The 14,099-nt window shown below is 72.9% G+C and carries 16 protein-coding genes; 5 read left to right on the forward strand and 11 right to left on the reverse strand.

Annotated features, from left to right (window positions below; translation table 11 throughout):
- Positions 1-73: 73 nt before the first annotated feature.
- From ACFYZ3_RS11275 to ACFYZ3_RS11290, 4 genes are all read right to left on the reverse strand, one after another.
- Complete coding sequence (locus ACFYZ3_RS11275) at positions 74-910, reverse strand: hypothetical protein (RefSeq protein WP_388515482.1); 837 nt, start codon at positions 908-910, stop codon at positions 74-76.
- A gap of 155 nt (positions 911-1,065) precedes the next feature.
- Entirely contained in the window at positions 1,066-1,404 is a 339-nt protein-coding gene (locus tag ACFYZ3_RS11280) for an SCO0607 family lipoprotein (protein WP_388515484.1), read from the reverse strand.
- A gap of 73 nt (positions 1,405-1,477) precedes the next feature.
- Positions 1,478-2,452 carry a hypothetical protein gene (locus ACFYZ3_RS11285; protein ID WP_388515486.1) on the reverse strand — a complete coding sequence of 325 codons (975 nt, stop codon included), beginning with the start codon at positions 2,450-2,452 and terminating at the stop codon, positions 1,478-1,480.
- A 166-nt stretch (positions 2,453-2,618) separates the two neighbouring features.
- Complete coding sequence (locus ACFYZ3_RS11290) at positions 2,619-3,554, reverse strand: GlxA family transcriptional regulator (RefSeq protein WP_388515488.1); 936 nt, start codon at positions 3,552-3,554, stop codon at positions 2,619-2,621.
- Between the two features lie 193 nt (positions 3,555-3,747).
- On the opposite strand from ACFYZ3_RS11290, the gene ACFYZ3_RS11295 reads away from it, so the two are divergent.
- Positions 3,748-4,923 carry a GDSL-type esterase/lipase family protein gene (locus ACFYZ3_RS11295; RefSeq protein WP_388515490.1) on the forward strand — a complete coding sequence of 392 codons (1,176 nt, stop codon included), beginning with the start codon at positions 3,748-3,750 and terminating at the stop codon, positions 4,921-4,923.
- A 31-nt stretch (positions 4,924-4,954) separates the two neighbouring features.
- On the opposite strand, the gene ACFYZ3_RS11300 is transcribed toward ACFYZ3_RS11295, so the two are convergent.
- Positions 4,955-5,656 (reverse strand): type 1 glutamine amidotransferase, encoded by a 702-nt coding sequence (locus ACFYZ3_RS11300; protein ID WP_388515492.1) that lies wholly within the window; start codon positions 5,654-5,656, stop codon positions 4,955-4,957.
- A gap of 45 nt (positions 5,657-5,701) precedes the next feature.
- On the reverse strand, positions 5,702-6,823 hold the full coding sequence (gene femY, locus ACFYZ3_RS11305) for a peptidoglycan bridge formation glycyltransferase FemY (protein ID WP_388515494.1): 1,122 nt from the start codon (positions 6,821-6,823) through the stop codon (positions 5,702-5,704).
- Positions 6,824-7,062: 239 nt separating this feature from the next.
- On the opposite strand from femY, the gene ACFYZ3_RS11310 reads away from it, so the two are divergent.
- Positions 7,063-8,142 carry a Ku protein gene (locus ACFYZ3_RS11310; protein ID WP_388515496.1) on the forward strand — a complete coding sequence of 360 codons (1,080 nt, stop codon included), beginning with the start codon at positions 7,063-7,065 and terminating at the stop codon, positions 8,140-8,142.
- A 14-nt stretch (positions 8,143-8,156) separates the two neighbouring features.
- On the opposite strand, the gene ACFYZ3_RS11315 is transcribed toward ACFYZ3_RS11310, so the two are convergent.
- The 3 genes from ACFYZ3_RS11315 to ACFYZ3_RS11325 form a co-directional block, all read right to left on the reverse strand.
- Positions 8,157-9,002 (reverse strand): RNA polymerase sigma factor SigF, encoded by an 846-nt coding sequence (locus ACFYZ3_RS11315; RefSeq protein ID WP_388515498.1) that lies wholly within the window; start codon positions 9,000-9,002, stop codon positions 8,157-8,159.
- Positions 9,003-9,130: 128 nt separating this feature from the next.
- Positions 9,131-10,060, reverse strand: a complete 930-nt coding sequence (locus ACFYZ3_RS11320; protein WP_388515500.1) for an anti-sigma factor RsbA family regulatory protein — start codon at positions 10,058-10,060, stop codon at positions 9,131-9,133.
- Positions 10,057-10,410: an STAS domain-containing protein gene (locus ACFYZ3_RS11325; protein WP_361002184.1), complete on the reverse strand. Its 354-nt coding sequence runs from the start codon at positions 10,408-10,410 to the stop codon at positions 10,057-10,059. The genes ACFYZ3_RS11320 and ACFYZ3_RS11325 overlap by 4 nt, the downstream gene beginning before the upstream one ends.
- A gap of 186 nt (positions 10,411-10,596) precedes the next feature.
- Here ACFYZ3_RS11325 and ACFYZ3_RS11330 point away from each other — a divergent pair, with 186 nt between their 5' ends.
- On the forward strand, positions 10,597-10,953 hold the full coding sequence (locus tag ACFYZ3_RS11330; RefSeq protein ID WP_003978264.1) for a PRC-barrel domain-containing protein: 357 nt from the start codon (positions 10,597-10,599) through the stop codon (positions 10,951-10,953).
- Between the two features lie 64 nt (positions 10,954-11,017).
- Here the strand turns inward: ACFYZ3_RS11330 and ACFYZ3_RS11335 are convergent, their stop codons facing one another.
- Entirely contained in the window at positions 11,018-11,581 is a 564-nt protein-coding gene (locus tag ACFYZ3_RS11335; protein ID WP_159323769.1) for a Dps family protein, read from the reverse strand.
- A 94-nt stretch (positions 11,582-11,675) separates the two neighbouring features.
- Positions 11,676-12,281 (reverse strand): flavodoxin family protein, encoded by a 606-nt coding sequence (locus ACFYZ3_RS11340; protein ID WP_388515503.1) that lies wholly within the window; start codon positions 12,279-12,281, stop codon positions 11,676-11,678.
- Positions 12,282-12,325: 44 nt separating this feature from the next.
- On the opposite strand from ACFYZ3_RS11340, the gene ACFYZ3_RS11345 reads away from it, so the two are divergent.
- Together ACFYZ3_RS11345 and ACFYZ3_RS11350 are read left to right on the forward strand one after the other, a co-directional pair.
- On the forward strand, positions 12,326-13,066 hold the full coding sequence (locus tag ACFYZ3_RS11345; protein WP_388515505.1) for a class I SAM-dependent methyltransferase: 741 nt from the start codon (positions 12,326-12,328) through the stop codon (positions 13,064-13,066).
- A gap of 106 nt (positions 13,067-13,172) precedes the next feature.
- Positions 13,173-14,036 carry a hypothetical protein gene (locus ACFYZ3_RS11350; RefSeq protein ID WP_388515507.1) on the forward strand — a complete coding sequence of 288 codons (864 nt, stop codon included), beginning with the start codon at positions 13,173-13,175 and terminating at the stop codon, positions 14,034-14,036.
- Positions 14,037-14,099 lie beyond the last annotated feature (63 nt).

The following is a 14,099-nucleotide window of genomic DNA, read 5'->3' on the forward strand; positions in this document are numbered from 1 at the left end:
CGATACTCACCCCGAATCCCCCCGGCCGCGCGCCCGCGGCACGACGGGACGGCGGGGGCGGCTCAGCTGTCGCTCAGCTCTCGCTCCGCGCGGACTGAGCCTCGGTCGCGGGCTGCTGCTTGCGCTCGGACGCGGGGGCCTCGGTGGCGGTGTAGTAGACCGAGGTGCCCTGCTTGGTGCGCTGCGCCTGGTTCTTGGCGACGAGTCCCTCGAGCGTGGTGCGCACGACCGTGGTCTTGACGGTACGTCCGGCGTGGGCCTCGCTCAGCGCCGTGGTGACCTCGGTGGCGGACCGCGGCTCCCGCTGTCCGACGAGGTGCTCGCGCACCAGCTCCACCAGGGTGGGCTGGGCGGTGGCCCGTGCCGCCGCCTTCTTCGCGGCGGGCTTGGCGGCGGGCTTGGCGGCGGGCTTGGCCGGTGCCGTGGTGGCCGCCTCGGGCGCCGTCTTCGCGCTCGCCTTCGTGCCCGTCTTCGTGTCCGCCTTCGTGGTGGCCGTGGCCGTGGACCTCGCGGTCTTCTTCGCCTTCGGCTTCGAGGCAGGCTTGGCACCGGGCTTCGGGGCCGCGGCGCGCTTGGGTGCGGTGGTGGACTTCCTGCCCCGCGTCCGCCTGCCCGTCTCCGACTGCGGGGCGGCACTGCCGCGCGGCGCCGGCACGGTGGCCGCCCCGGTCGAGGAGGCCGACTCGGGCGCGGGTGCGGCCTGGGCCGGCGGCGGGGTGATGCCGAGGGCCTGCTGCATGTTCACCAGCAGGGCGTGGTCGTGCTGCAGCGCGGCCAGTTGCTGCTGGAGAGCCGTGATCTCCGTGCTGACACGTTCCTGCTCCTTGACGTTGCGCTCCAGGTCGTCGGTCACCTGGACGCTGTACTGCGAGGCCAGTTCCGTGGCGGACTGCATCGTGCTCTCGGACATGGTGTTGACTCTCCTTGGTTCGCGGCCGTGAAGGCTGACGCGCAGCCCCCGGTTGTTGCCCTGTTCGCTGCCGAGTCGGTATACCACGTATGGCCGCCCTCGTGGTATGTGCCGCCGCAACCCCGTGTGTGTGTTCGGACCGCGGAGCGCGTCGTTCACCCGCCCTCGGGCACCTCCACGACCTTGCCGTGCTCGTCGACGGTGTGTGTCTGCCAGTAGGTGTCCCACTTGTCACCGACGTGTTCGGGCACCTTGCCCTCGGGGTAGCGGGTGTAACCCTCGGGCGGCTCCTCGCCGTTGGGCACACATGCGCCGCCGGTGCCCCCGATGGACAGCACCGGGTACTCACCGCCGCCGCAGGTGGCCTCCTCGATGGAACAGCCGGTCAGCACGGCCGCGGCGGCGACACAGGCCAGGACGAGACCGGGGACGGACCGCCTCGCGCGGACGGGGGGCGCGGCCGACGGTCGGTGAACCGGATTGCTGGTACGCACGGTTGACTCCCTGTGGGTGACTGGAGCGGCAAGCGTCCCCCGCCGGGGGGAAGCACCTCATGAGTACGGGTACTCAATCGGACGAGCCGTATGACCTGTCACGGGCGGCCAGTCGGTCCAGTCGGCGTGCGCTCGCCCGTGCTTCCCGCTCGGCCCCCGCGACGTCGTCGTCGGCCGTTCGGTGCCGCTCCTGCGCCACCCGCCGTTCCCGCTCGGCCCGGTCGAGGTCCTCGCGGGTCTCGCGCAGCCTCTCCTCGGCGGCGGCCACCGTCTCGCGGATCCGGCCCAACTCGTCGTCGGCCCGTCGGAGCGAGTCCTGCGCGCCGGTCTGCTCGGCGCGTGCGTCCCGCAGGTGTCCCGCGGCCCGCTCCGCCTCCCGCTCGGCCCGCTCCAGTTCCTCCTGCCTCTTACGGCGCCGCTCGGCGAGTTCGTCCTTGGCCCGGGTTCCGGAGGCGGCGCGGGGCGACTTGGGGCGCGGTGCCGGCTCGGGAGCCGCGGTCCGGGCCGGTGCCGCACCGGCCGTGCCCGAGGGGAAGTCCGAGGGCGGGGTCAGAGAGACCTCCAGGCGCCCCCCGGCCCACTGGTCGGCCGCGTCCGGGTCGGCGAGGACCGCGCGCAGGGTCGACTCGACCTCCCGCTGCGCCGCCTGGGACAGCCGGTGCCCGGCCTCACCGGCGAGCTGTGCGGCCTGCCGGGAGAGGGCGGCGACGATGCGCCGGCGCTGCGCCGAGAGTTCCTTGAGCCCGGCGGCGTCCAGGGTGCGGTGTGCCTCGCGCAGTGCCTGCCCCAGTTCCAGGAAGCGCCGGGTCTCCTCCGGCCGGGAGCGGGTCAGGAGATTGGCCGCCCAGGCCGCGAGCGTGGGCCGGCGGGCGGCGTGGATGCGACGGGCGTCCTCCTTGCGGCCGGCCGTTCTGGCGGCCGCGGCGCGTTCCTCACGGTGGGGGACGAAGACGGACGGCGGCATGCCGTAGAGCTCGTCCAGGACCTGCTCGACCCCTCCCGCGTCCGGTCCACGGGTGTCCCGGCGACGCCCGCCCCTGCGTGGCATGGCCTCGACCCTCCGTCCCTTGCTCTCGGCCCTCGGATTCGGCGTTCGGTCTCGGTCCGCGGCTGTCCACCGCCGCACCTGACCATGCCTTCTGTCTACGGTCACGCGGGCGGCCCCGCGACCCGGACGGATCCCAACCGGGTACGGTGCCGGACCGGTGACCCCGTCAGCCGAAGGTGCGCCGGTAGGCGTGCGGGCTGACTCCGGTGGTGCGCTTGAAACGGTCGCGGAAGGCGGTCGGCGAGCCGAAGCCGACCTGGGCGGCGATGCGTTCGACGGAGTGCTCCGTGGTCTCCAGCAGGTGCTGCGCCTGGCGGACCCGGGCACGGTGCAGCCACTGCAGCGGGGTGCTGCCGGTCTGCTCCCGGAAGCGGCGGATCAGGGTCCGCGTGCTCATCCCCGCGTGCTCGGCGATGTCGGCGAGGGACAGGTCCTGGGCGAGGTTCTCCCGCAGCCAGGTGAGCAGGGGTTCGAAGGCGGAGCCGCGCGGCACGGGCGGGTAGTCGTGGACGATGAACTGGGCCTGGCCGCCTTCGCGTTCCAGCGGCATCACCGACAGCCGGGCCGCGTGTGCGGCGACCGCCGAGCCGTAGTCCCGCCGGATCATGTGCAGGCACAGGTCGAGGCCCGCGGCGGCACCGGCCGAGGTGAGGATCCGGCCGTTGTCGACGTAGAGGACGTCCGGGTCGACGTCGACCTCCGGATGGGCGCGGGCCAGGGCCTTTGCCGCGGTCCAGTGGGTGGTGGCCCGCAGCCCGTCGAGCAGCCCGGTGGCGGCCAGCGGGAAGGTGCCGGAGCAGATGGAGGCGATCCGGGTGCCGTTCCCGGCCGCCGTGCGCAGCGCCTCCCGGACGGCGGGGGAGAGCGGGTCGGCGGCGGCCGTACCGGGCACGATGACGGTGTCCGCGTCCCGCAGTCCGTCCAGCCCCCAGGGGGCCCGCAGCGTGAACGCGCCGGCGTCGATCTCGGGGTGCTCGGCGCACACCCGGATCCGGTAGCCGGGGCTGCCGTCGGGCAGCCGAGTACGGGTGAAGACCTCGATCGGGGTGGACAGGTCGAACGGGATCACCCGGTCCAGCGCGAGAACGGCGACGGTGTGCATGAGCCGGAAAGTACCTCCTCGCGGTCCGGTGATCGGCGGGTGTGGCGTTTTCCCGTCGGAAGCTGTCACTCCTGCCACGGGCAGCCGAACCGGCCGGCCAGTGTGATAAGCAATTTGCCTAATGCAATTAGGTTAATGCATAATCAACGAAGGAAGACGCGACGCAGCGAGACGCACCACCGCCGGAGGCGACATGCACACCACGGACGACTGGATCACCACGCCCCTCACCCGGGACCTGCTGCGGGGCGCCCTCGACGTGGAGCGCACCGAGCGCGGCCTGCTGCCCCACCGGCTTCCCGCCAGGGCCCGCGCGCAGAACAACGACGGCCAACTGGCCATGGCCGAGTCCCAGCCCTCCGGCGTACGCCTGGCCCTGCGCACCCGCGCCACCGTCCTCGAACTGGACACCCTGCCCACCAAGCGGGTCTACGTCGGCGTCCCGCCGCGCCCGGACGGCGTGTACGACCTGCTCGTCGACGGCCGTCCGGCGGGCCGGGGCAGTGTCGTGGGCGGCAACACCCTGACCATCGACATGACCACCGGCACCGCGGCCGTCGAGCCCGGTGACGTCGGCACCCTCCGCTTCGCGGACCTGCCCGAAGGCACCAAGGACATCGAGATCTGGCTGCCGCACAACGAGACCACCGAACTCGTCGCCCTGCGCACCGACGCCCCCGTCGAGCCCGCCCCCGACCCCGGCCGCCGGGTCTGGCTGCACCACGGCAGCTCGATCAGCCACGGCTCGGACGCCGCGAGCCCCACCACCACCTGGCCCGCCCTGGCCGCCTCCCTCGGCGGCGTCGAACTGATCAATCTGGGCCTGGGCGGCAGCGCCCTGCTCGACCCGTTCACCGCACGGGCGATGCGCGACACCCCCGCCGACCTGATCAGCGTGAAGATCGGCATCAACGTGGTCAACGCCGACCTCATGCGGCTGCGGGCCTTCGGCCCCGCCGTGCACGGCTTCCTGGACACCCTCCGGGAGGGCCACCCCACCGCCCCGCTGCTGGTCGTCTCGCCCATCCTGTGCCCCGTACAGGAGGACACCCCCGGTCCGCTCGCCCCCGACTTCTCGGGCATCGCCGAGGGCCGCCTCCGGTTCGTCGCCACGGGCGACCCGGCGGAGCGCGCGAGCGGGAAACTGACCCTGAACGTCGTCCGCGACGAGCTGTCCCGGATCGTGTCGGAGCGGGCCGCCGACGACGAGAACCTGTACTACCTCGACGGCCGCGAACTCTACGGACGGGCCGACGCGGCGGACCTGCCCCTGCCGGACGACATCCACCCGGACGCCGCCACCCACCGACTCATCGGCGAACGCTTCGCCAAGCTGGCCTTCGCCGACCGAGGCGCCTTCGGCGACTGAGCCTCGGGGCCCCGTCCTCGTGCGCCGGGGCTCACGACCCGACGACGACCGCGGCGAAACGCCGGGCCACTTCGCGCCAGACCGCCTCGGCGGCGGGCTCGTCGAGTTCCGCCCGGCGGCTGAGTTCCACCGGGTCCAGGCCCCGGGCCTCGAGCCGGTCCGCGTCCCACGACCTGACCCGGTCCGCCCCCGCCTCGGGGTGGAACTGCACGCCCCACGCCCGCTCGCCGACCCTGAACGCCTGGTACGGGCACCCCTCGCTCGACGCGAGCCACGCCGCGCCGGGCGGCAGGGCGGTGACGGCGTCCACGTGGTGCTCGATCGCCGTCACCCGCTCCGGCAGCCCGCCGAAGAGCGGATCGGCACCGGCCTCGGAGCGCACCCTCAACGGGGTGCTGCCGAACTCCGGCCGGCCGTGCTCACCACGCACCGTGCCTCCGGCGACCCGGGCGAGGAGCTGCCCGCCGAGGCAGATCCCGAAGACCGGGGCACCCCGGTCCACCGCCTCCGCGACCAGGGCCCGGGTGGGCGCGAGCCAGGGGGCGCGCACGTCGTCGTCGGGCAGGTAGCCACCGCCGAGCACCATGACGCCGTCGTGCTCCGGACGCCGGGGGAGTGCCCCACCGGCGTACGCGTGCACCACGTCCAGGGACACTCCGTCCGCGGTCAGCCAGTCACCGAACCGGCCCGCCCCACCGCCCGGATGGTTCTGCACCACCAAGAGCCGTGCCATCTCCCCACCCCGCCCCACCTCGTCCGGACCCGGCGTCGCGCCGGCTCAGCGGCGCGCCAGGTACAGGGCCACGGCCTTGTGCAGCACCCTGTTCAGTGGATACTCCCACTCGCCGAGGTACTCGACGGCCTGTCCGCCCGCACCGATCTTGAACCGGAGCAGTCCCAGCAGGTGGTTGTCCTCGTCCAGGGTGTCGGTGATGCCGCGGAAGTCGTAGACGGCGGCGCCCAGTTCACGCGCGTCGCACATCATCCTCCACTGGAGGGCGTTGTTGGGCTGCACCTCGCGCCGCCGGCCGGTGGACGCGCCGTAGGAGTACCAGACGTGCTCGCCGACCGTCAGCATCGTGGCCGCGGCGAGCACCTCTCCGTCGTGATGGGCCAGGTACAGGCGCATGCGGTCCGGGTCCTCGGCCGTCAGCGCCTGCCACATACGCTGGAAGTAGGCGAGGGGACGCGGCACGAACCGGTCCCGACGCGCGGTCTCCACGTACAGCTCGTAGAAGGTGGGCAGGTCCTCCTGGTCACCCCGGACGACCTTGACACCGGCCTTGTCGGCCTTCTTGATGTTCCGCCGCCACTGCTGGTTGAAGCCGTTCTGCAGTTGCTCCAGGGACCGTCCGGCGAGCGGCACCTGGCAGACGTGGCGCGGCTGGCCCGCGGCGAAGCCGTCCGCGCCGCCCGGCTCGGTGCGCCGCCAGCCCATCCGCCGCAGCCGCTCCGCGAGGTCGTCGGCCTCGGGTTCGTGCTCGGTCGCCGCCACGTCGCCCAGCCGCCGGGCTCCGGGGTCGGCGATCGCCGCCTTGACCGCGTCGGCGCTCCAGCGCCGGGCCACCACCGGCGGCCCCATCCGCACCGTGAACGCGCCGCGTTGCCTCAGGTGCGCGAGCATCGGCTCCAGCCACCGCTCCAGACCGTCCGCCGTCCAGTCGATGACCGGCCCCTCGGGCAGATACGCCAGGTACCGCTTCAGGCGCGGCAGCGGCCGCAGCAGCACAAGACCGGCGCCGACCAGCTCGCCGCCCTCGTCGAACCACCCCAGGCTCTCCGCCCGCCAGTCCGGCTTCACGTCGCCCCAGGAGGGGACTTGGAGGTGGCTCACGGAAGGCCGGGCCGCGACGAAGCGCAGATGCTCCTCGCGGGTGATCGGCTTCAGACGACAGCTCATGGGGCGTCCCTCTGCTCGCTTCGTTCGACGGTGAGACGGGTGAGACGAGTGCGGCGGGTGCGACGGGTTCGCGCCGGCCCGCACACCTCACAGGGAACAACGGCCAACGCCGATCCGCGCGCTGTCGCCCGGCCGGCCACCCGTGTGCTCCGTCCGGCGCGCGGGGCCGCGGACCGGATGGCAGCGTGGCCGGACCGGGCGGTGCGAGCGGGACGGACGGAACGGACGGAGCGGAGGCCATGGCGCGGGCGATCTGGACGGGTGTGATCACCTTCGGGCTGGTCTCGGTGCCCGTCGGTCTGTTCACGGCGACCGAGGACCACACGGTCCACTTCCACCAGTTGCAGCGCGGCACCTCGGACCGGATCCGCAACCGGCGGGTCAACGAGCGCACCGGCGAGGAGGTCGACGCCGACGACATCGTCAAGGGCTACGAGGTGAGCGAGGGCGAATACGTCGTCGTGGAGCCCGAGGAACTCGACGAGATCGCGCCGGGACGCTCCCGCACCCTCGAGATCACCGACTTCGTGGACCTGGACCGGATCGAGCCGGTCTTCTTCGGCCGCACCTACTACCTCGCCCCGCGCGGCAAGGAGTACCTGAAGGTCTACGAGCTGCTGCGCACCGCGCTCGCCGACACCGGCAAGGCGGGGGTCGCCACCTTCGTCATGCGCAACCGGCAGTACCTGACCGCGCTGCGCGCCGAGGACAGGGTCCTGCTGCTCCAGACGCTGCACTGGGCCGACGAGGTCCGCGACCCCGTCGAGGAGCTGCCGGAACTGCCGTCCGACCGGGTGGGCCGCGGCAAGGAGCTGGACATGGCGCTGCGTCTCGTCGACGCCCTCAGCGGCGACTGGGAGCCCGCCCGCTATCGCGACACCTACCAGGAGAAGGTCCGCGAGCTGGTCCGGGCCAAGGCCGAGGGCGAGGAGGTCGCCGTCGCCGAGGAGGCGCCCGGGGCCACCAACGTCGTCGACCTGATGGAAGTCCTGCGCGGCAGCCTGGAGCAGGCGAAGGGCAAAGGTACGGGCAAGGGCACGGGCAAGGGCAAGGGCAAGGGCAAGGGCGGCAAGCGGCCCGCCGCGTCGCGGAAGAAGGCCACCGCTCCTTCTCGCCGGACCCCGCCCCCGCGCGGCGAGCTGCGGGAGCTGAGCAAGGCCGAGCTGTACCAGCGGGCCACCGAACGGGACATCGCCGGCCGCTCCAAGATGAGCCGCGAGGAACTCGTCGACGCGCTCACCGACCGCGACCGTGACCGCGGCAGGGGGAGCGGCAGCGGCAGCCGCGGCCGCCGGAAGAAGAAGACGACCGCGGCCTGAGGCCCGAGCCCCGCTCAGGCGGTGCTGAGCATGCCTTCCCGCAGCCGGGCCAGCAGCCGGGAGATCAGCCGGGACACATGCATCTGGGAGACGCCGAGGCGTTCGCCGATGTCCTTCTGGGTGAGTTCCTCGACGAACCGCCAGTGGATGATCTGCCGGTCGCGTTCGTCCAGTTCGGCGATCATCGGGGCCAGGGCGTGGAAGTCGTCGACCAGGGCCAGCGCGGCGTCGTCGGCGCCGATGAAGTCGGCGAGCGCCGACTCGCCGTCCTCGCTGCCGTTGATGGCCGCGTCCAGGGAGGCGGAGTTGTAGCCGTTGGCCGCGAGACGGGCCTCGACGACCTCGTCCTCGGGCAGGCTCATCAGTTCCGACAGCTCTTGGGTGGTGGGGGTGCGGCCGAGCCGGCTGCGCAGTTCCTCGGTGGCGCGGGCGAGCTGGACGCGTGCCTCCTGGAGGCGCCGGGGGACGTGCACGGCCCAGGAGGTGTCCCGGAAGAACCGCTTGATCTCCCCGACGATGTACGGCACGGCGAAGGAGGTGAACTCCACCTCTCGGGTCAGTTCGAACCGGTCGATGGCCTTGATGAGGCCGATCATGCCGACCTGGACGATGTCCTCCATCTCCTCCGGCCCACGGCTGCGGAACCGGCCGGCCGCGAAGCGGACCAGGGACATGTTCATCTCGATCAGCGTGTTGCGTGCGTACTGGTGCTCGGGCGTGCCCTCCTCCAGCACGGTGAGCTGCTCGAAGAACAGCTTCGACAACTCCCGCGCGTCCCTGGGCGCCACCTTGGACGGGTCCGCGATCTCCGGCATGTCCGTCGTGGCATGGTCGGTGGCCTGCGCGGTCGTCGTCGTCATGATGTGCCCTCCCGGTGGATCGGTCGTCGTAGTCACCTTGTCGGCCGACGACCGATCGCCTACCCCGGGTCAGGCCCCGCACACATGGCGGAGTGCCGCAACATTCGGCGCCAGGTCGGACCGGTGGCTCAGACGCCCAGGTAGAAGCGGACGGCGGTGCCCTCTTCGGTCGTGTGAACCCGCACCAGATCGGCGACGTAGTGGACCAGCAGGAGGCCGCGGCCGCCGATCTGCCCGTGCTCCGGGGGCCGTCGGCCGGCGAGCGGATCCGTGAGCCGTCCCGCGTCGCGGACCTCGCACACCACCTGACCCGCCTCGGCCCAGACCGCCACCGTCCCGTTGCCGCCGCCGTGGACCACGCTGTTGGTGGTCAGCTCGGCCACGGCCAGTTCCGCGTCCTGCAGCCGTCGCCCGGACAGTCCGAGCGAGGCGGCCATGCCGACCGCGAAGCGGCGTGCCTCGGGCAGCTCCCCGGACCCGAAGGCCAGGACGTCCGCGTCCCGAGCGCGTCCGAGCGGCTCGTTGTAGCGGGCGACGACCGCGCGCCAGTCGTACCCCTCACTGACTCGCTCGTTTCCTTCGGCGATGACCGTCGGGTGGGTGACCAGGGCGTCGGCGAGGACGTCCGGGGCCAGCCCCCTCTCGTCGTACGGGCACAGGATCGTCGCGGGGCGGCCCGCGAAGGCCGCGTTGATCAGTGCCTCGTGCTGGGCGCATGCCGGGTACTCGGCGGCGCTGCGCCCGGCCCAGACCGGCTCGCCGATGATCCGCACCCGTACTCGCGCGTGCGCGTCGGCGAACGCCCGCAGCACGCCCGGGATGATCCGTCCCGGGTTGCGTCCGGCCTCGGTCATGTCCAGGAAGGTGACGTCCCGCGCGTCCGTGCCGAGCTCTGCCCGGATCAGCTCCAGGTTGGGGCCCGGCACGGCCACCGCCACCGGCTCGCCCGCGGCCAGCCCCTCCCGCACGAACGCCGCCGTCCGGTCGGTGTACTCGGCCTCCGAACGGTAGAACAGCGCCGGATGGGTGAATGTCCCGTCGGCGGTCGCCGTGCTCATCGTGGCGCCACCTCGATCCGGTGCAGGGACGGCCAGAACAGGTCCAGTACCCGCGGCAGTTGCGGGGGCGGCCGCTCCACCACGACGCGGCCGACGGGCAGGTTCATGGCTGTGACGGCCAGTGCCGCCACCCCGGCCACGTCGACGAACCGCACCCCCGACAGTTCCACGTAGGACACGTCCGTGTGCCGCCGGGACAGCTCGGTCAGGGCGTTCTCCCAGGAGAGCCGGGTGCTCACGTTGATCTCACCGCTGGCCCGGATGCCCGGACGGCCGGGCAGCGGGCCCACGTCCAGCAGGGCACCGCCGCCCGTGCGGGCCGGGCCGCTCGTGGCGCCTGTGCCATCCACACTCGATCCCCTTCGGAACTCCACCGGGCCCCGTCGGCGGCCCGGGTACTTCTTCCGGCCAGGCAGCCTATCCCGATCGGGCGCCGTACGCCGGTGAGGGGACAAACTGGCGACAGTCGGACGGATTGGGGAACACGACAGGGAGCGCTCCTCGGAAGGTCGGATGGTCGGAAGGGAAGACTGGGCATGTTTGAAGCCGAGAACATTCGTGACTGGCGTGGCCTCGACGTCGTGGACTACGACGGCCGCAAGATCGGGACCCTGGAGTCCATCTACTTCGACACCCTCACCGACCGGCCCGCGTTCGCCACGGTGACGATCGGTCTGCCGACCCGGCGGCGGCTCGTCTTCGTACCGGTGGACAAGGCCACCGTCGGACCGTCCTACCTGAAGGTCACCTACGACAAGTCCCTGGTCAAGGACGCACCCGGCATCGACCCGGACGGCGAGCTGGCCGCCGAGGACGAGGGCGCGGTCTTCGCCCACTACCACCTGCCCCACGAGCCCGGCAGCCGCGGCGAACGCCGCCTCGGCCGCCGCTGAACCCCGTGGGCGGTACTCGGGCCGCGCGGCCCGAGCACCACCCACGCGGGCCGGGGCGGTCCGGCTACGCGACTTCCGCGCCGCGTGCCGCCGCCTCCGTCTCGGACGTGGCGCTGCCCGTCGCAAGGGTGCCGCCGGCGCTCTCCAGATGCGCCCGCACGAACCACTGGAACTGCTCCAGGTCCCTGAGCTGGCCGATCAGCAGGTCCTCCGTGGCCGTGTCGATCTTGCCGGCCTCCTCGACCGCCGCGCGCATGCCCTCGACCACGCCGGTGTACACGACGTCGAGCGCGCCGAGATGGGCGATGGCGTCCGCACGGCCGATGGAGTAGTCGTCCCACTTGCGCTCGGCCACCAGCGCCCCGGGCGTGCCCTGGGCCACCCCGCCGAGCGCGGCGATGCGCTCCGCGACGTCGTCGGCCATGTCGCGCACCTGGTCGACCTGGGGGTCGATCATCTCGTGGACCGCGATGAAGTGCGGACCCACCACGTTCCAGTGCACGTGCTTGAGGGTCAGGTGCAGGTCGTTGAGGGCGTGCAGGCGCAGCCGCAGCACACCGATGAGCCGTCCGGCGGCCTCGCGCTCGATGCCGGGGACCGTGTACTTCGGGGTCAGGTCGTGCGTCATGGCGGACCTCAGCTCCTCATGCGTTTCGTACGTCAGTGCTCGTGCACGAATGCCCCGAATCGGCTCCGGCAGACATGCGCGGGCGGTCTGCGGATCAGGACGGCGGTGCGGGCAACGGCATCGCGTCGAGCGCGCGCGCCGCGTGCACCAGGTTGGACGCCATGGCCCGGCCGGTGGAGACCGACCAGTCGTGGCCGCGCTCGTCGTCGAGGAAGTCCGGACCGGGTCCCGGGCCGAGGTGCCAGTAGGTCCAGGCCTGGCCGGGAATGGTGTAGCCGATGTCCGCGAGCCCGCCGCCGATCTCGCTGATGACGTGGTGGGCGCCGTCCTCGTTCCCGGTGACCAGGACACCGGCGACGCGGTTGTAGGCGACCGGGCGGCCCTCGTCGTCGGTCTCACCGAGCATGGCGTCCATGCGTTCCAGGACCCGCTGGGCGACGGAGGAGGGGCGGCCGAGCCAGGTCGGCGACGCGATGACCAGGATCTGCGAGGCCAGCAGCTTCTCGTGCACACCCGGCCAGTCGTCCCCGTCGCCCATGTCGGTCTCGACCCCCGGTTTCAGGTTCAGGTCGACGGCCCGTACGACGTCCACCTCGGCCCCGTGGCCCTTGAGCGCCGCGATGACCGTGGAGGCCAGCGCCTCGGTGTTCGACGGCTGGGGGGAGGGTTTGAGAGTGCAGTTGATCACGAGTGCGCGCATGCCTACCCGTGTTCCCCGGCAGGCCTGACGCTATCGTCGGCCGTATGGCTGACGAGTGCTTCCGGCATCCGCGGCTCGCCGCGCTCTACGACGTGCTCGACAGCGACCGCGGCGACCTCGTCCCGTATCTGCGCATGGCCGACGAGTTCGGCGCACGGAGCGTGCTGGACATCGGCTGCGGAACCGGGGTGTTCGCCCTGCTGCTCGCCGACCGCGGCATCGAGGTCGTCGGTGTCGACCCCGCCGGGGCCAGTCTCGAGGTGGCGCGCGGCCGCAGGGGCGCCGACCGGGTGCGCTGGATCGAGGGCGACGCCACCGTGCTTCCCGCGCTGCGCGTCGACCTCGCGACCATGACGGCGAACGTCGCCCAGGCGATCACCGGCCGGCCCGCCTGGCAGGGGACGCTGCGCGGTGCGTACGAGGCCCTGCGACCCGGCGGGCACCTGGTGTTCGAGACCCGGGACCCGGCCCGGCGCGCCTGGGAGGAGTGGACCCGCGAGCGCACGCACCAGGTCGCGGAGGTCCCCGGTACGGGCACCGTGGAGAGCTGGTGCCGAGTGCTGGACGTCAGCGGCCCGCTGGTCACCTTCCGGTGGACCTACGTCTTCGGCGCGGACGGCGCGGTGCTGACCTCCGACTCGACGCTGCGCTTCCGGGAGCGGGACGAGGTCGCCGCGGACCTGGCCGAACAGGGGTACGTGGTACGGGAGGTGCGCGGCGCCCCCGACCGCGCCGGGCGGGAGTTCGTCTTCGTCGCGCGGCGTCCGGAGGTGGAGGGGGCCTGACGTCGCCCGCACCCGAGAGGCCTCCCGGAACCGGCAGCCGACGCCGCCCGTTCACTGCCCGGCCGCCCCCGTGACGCGGCACCCTCCGGGCGTCCATCCTCACCGCATGGCCCGTTTCCAGCACACCGTGACCCTCGCCCCCGTGCCCCGCCGCTGGTTCGAGTCGTGCGTCGCCACGCTGCACGACCTGGCGGAGGGCACGGACGTCGAGGGAGGGCGACTGACGCTGCCCGACGGACGTCCGCTGCCCGGCCTGGTACTGACCGAGGGGCGGCATCTGGGGCCGGGCGCGCGGTACCGGCCCGTGAACGAGGAGGCCGGGGAACCGGACGCGGACCAGTGCCTCACCGTCCTCGCCCGGGACCGCCGCGGGGAGACGGCGCTGGAGGTCGTCACCCTCGACACCCTCGCCGACGACCCGGCCCACCGCGCGCGACTGGTCTGTGCCCTCGGGCTCACGAGCGTCGAACGGCCAGGGAAGGCGTGGCTGTCGGCGACGCTGCGCTCGGACGGCGGCAAGCGGGCGAAGTACCTGGGCGGCACCGGCCGCCTGCGTCTCGACCTGGGTCGGTGGTGGCAGGCGACGAGCCACGGCCGGCACCCCTCCCGCGCCCCCCTGAGCGGGACCCTGACGCACGCGCTCGTCCGCGTCTCGGTGACCGTCGTTCCACGCCCCGCCCCGGACGGACGCTGGCGGGTGACCGTGCGGGCACGGGTCCGGGGCCGCTCCTTCGCCCGCCCGCTGCTGCCCCTCGCCACGGCGCTGCTGGGGCGCCGGGCCCGGCGGGCCGGTGCCGAGGCCCTGGAGCGTGCCGCGGTGGCGTGGAACGCGAAGGTTCCCGCACTGGTCCGCAAGGACGGCGAGCGGCTGAGCGCCGAACTGGCCGACGCGTTGCTCGGCGGCCCGGAACCGGCGCCGGGCGTTGGCCCGCGCGGCAGCGCGCGGAGGGCGCACACGAGAATCGAGTGAGCCCTGTACGCGCCCCCTTCGCGGTACGGACAATCCCAGTGACCGTGATCACCCGGCGGAAGA

Source organism: Streptomyces sp. NPDC001599 (assembly GCF_042893535.1).
In the GTDB taxonomy this organism is placed as follows: Bacteria; Actinomycetota; Actinomycetes; order Streptomycetales; family Streptomycetaceae; genus Streptomyces.

Bases quoted from the DNA above. Each gene is read 5' to 3' on its own strand.
- ACFYZ3_RS11275 (WP_388515482.1), bottom strand. From the start codon at position 910: ATGTCCGAGAGCACGATGCAGTCCGCCACGGAACTGGCCTCGCAGTAC.
- ACFYZ3_RS11285 (WP_388515486.1), bottom strand. From the start codon at position 2,452: ATGCCACGCAGGGGCGGGCGTCGCCGGGACACCCGTGGACCGGACGCG.
- ACFYZ3_RS11290 (WP_388515488.1), bottom strand. From the start codon at position 3,554: ATGCACACCGTCGCCGTTCTCGCGCTGGACCGGGTGATCCCGTTCGAC.
- ACFYZ3_RS11295 (WP_388515490.1), top strand. From the start codon at position 3,748: ATGCACACCACGGACGACTGGATCACCACGCCCCTCACCCGGGACCTG.
- ACFYZ3_RS11300 (WP_388515492.1), bottom strand. From the start codon at position 5,656: ATGGCACGGCTCTTGGTGGTGCAGAACCATCCGGGCGGTGGGGCGGGC.
- femY (WP_388515494.1), bottom strand. From the start codon at position 6,823: ATGAGCTGTCGTCTGAAGCCGATCACCCGCGAGGAGCATCTGCGCTTC.
- ACFYZ3_RS11310 (WP_388515496.1), top strand. From the start codon at position 7,063: ATGGCGCGGGCGATCTGGACGGGTGTGATCACCTTCGGGCTGGTCTCG.
- ACFYZ3_RS11315 (WP_388515498.1), bottom strand. From the start codon at position 9,002: ATGACGACGACGACCGCGCAGGCCACCGACCATGCCACGACGGACATG.
- ACFYZ3_RS11320 (WP_388515500.1), bottom strand. From the start codon at position 10,060: ATGAGCACGGCGACCGCCGACGGGACATTCACCCATCCGGCGCTGTTC.
- ACFYZ3_RS11330 (WP_003978264.1), top strand. From the start codon at position 10,597: ATGTTTGAAGCCGAGAACATTCGTGACTGGCGTGGCCTCGACGTCGTG.
- ACFYZ3_RS11335 (WP_159323769.1), bottom strand. From the start codon at position 11,581: ATGACGCACGACCTGACCCCGAAGTACACGGTCCCCGGCATCGAGCGC.
- ACFYZ3_RS11340 (WP_388515503.1), bottom strand. From the start codon at position 12,281: ATGCGCGCACTCGTGATCAACTGCACTCTCAAACCCTCCCCCCAGCCG.
- ACFYZ3_RS11345 (WP_388515505.1), top strand. From the start codon at position 12,326: ATGGCTGACGAGTGCTTCCGGCATCCGCGGCTCGCCGCGCTCTACGAC.
- ACFYZ3_RS11350 (WP_388515507.1), top strand. From the start codon at position 13,173: ATGGCCCGTTTCCAGCACACCGTGACCCTCGCCCCCGTGCCCCGCCGC.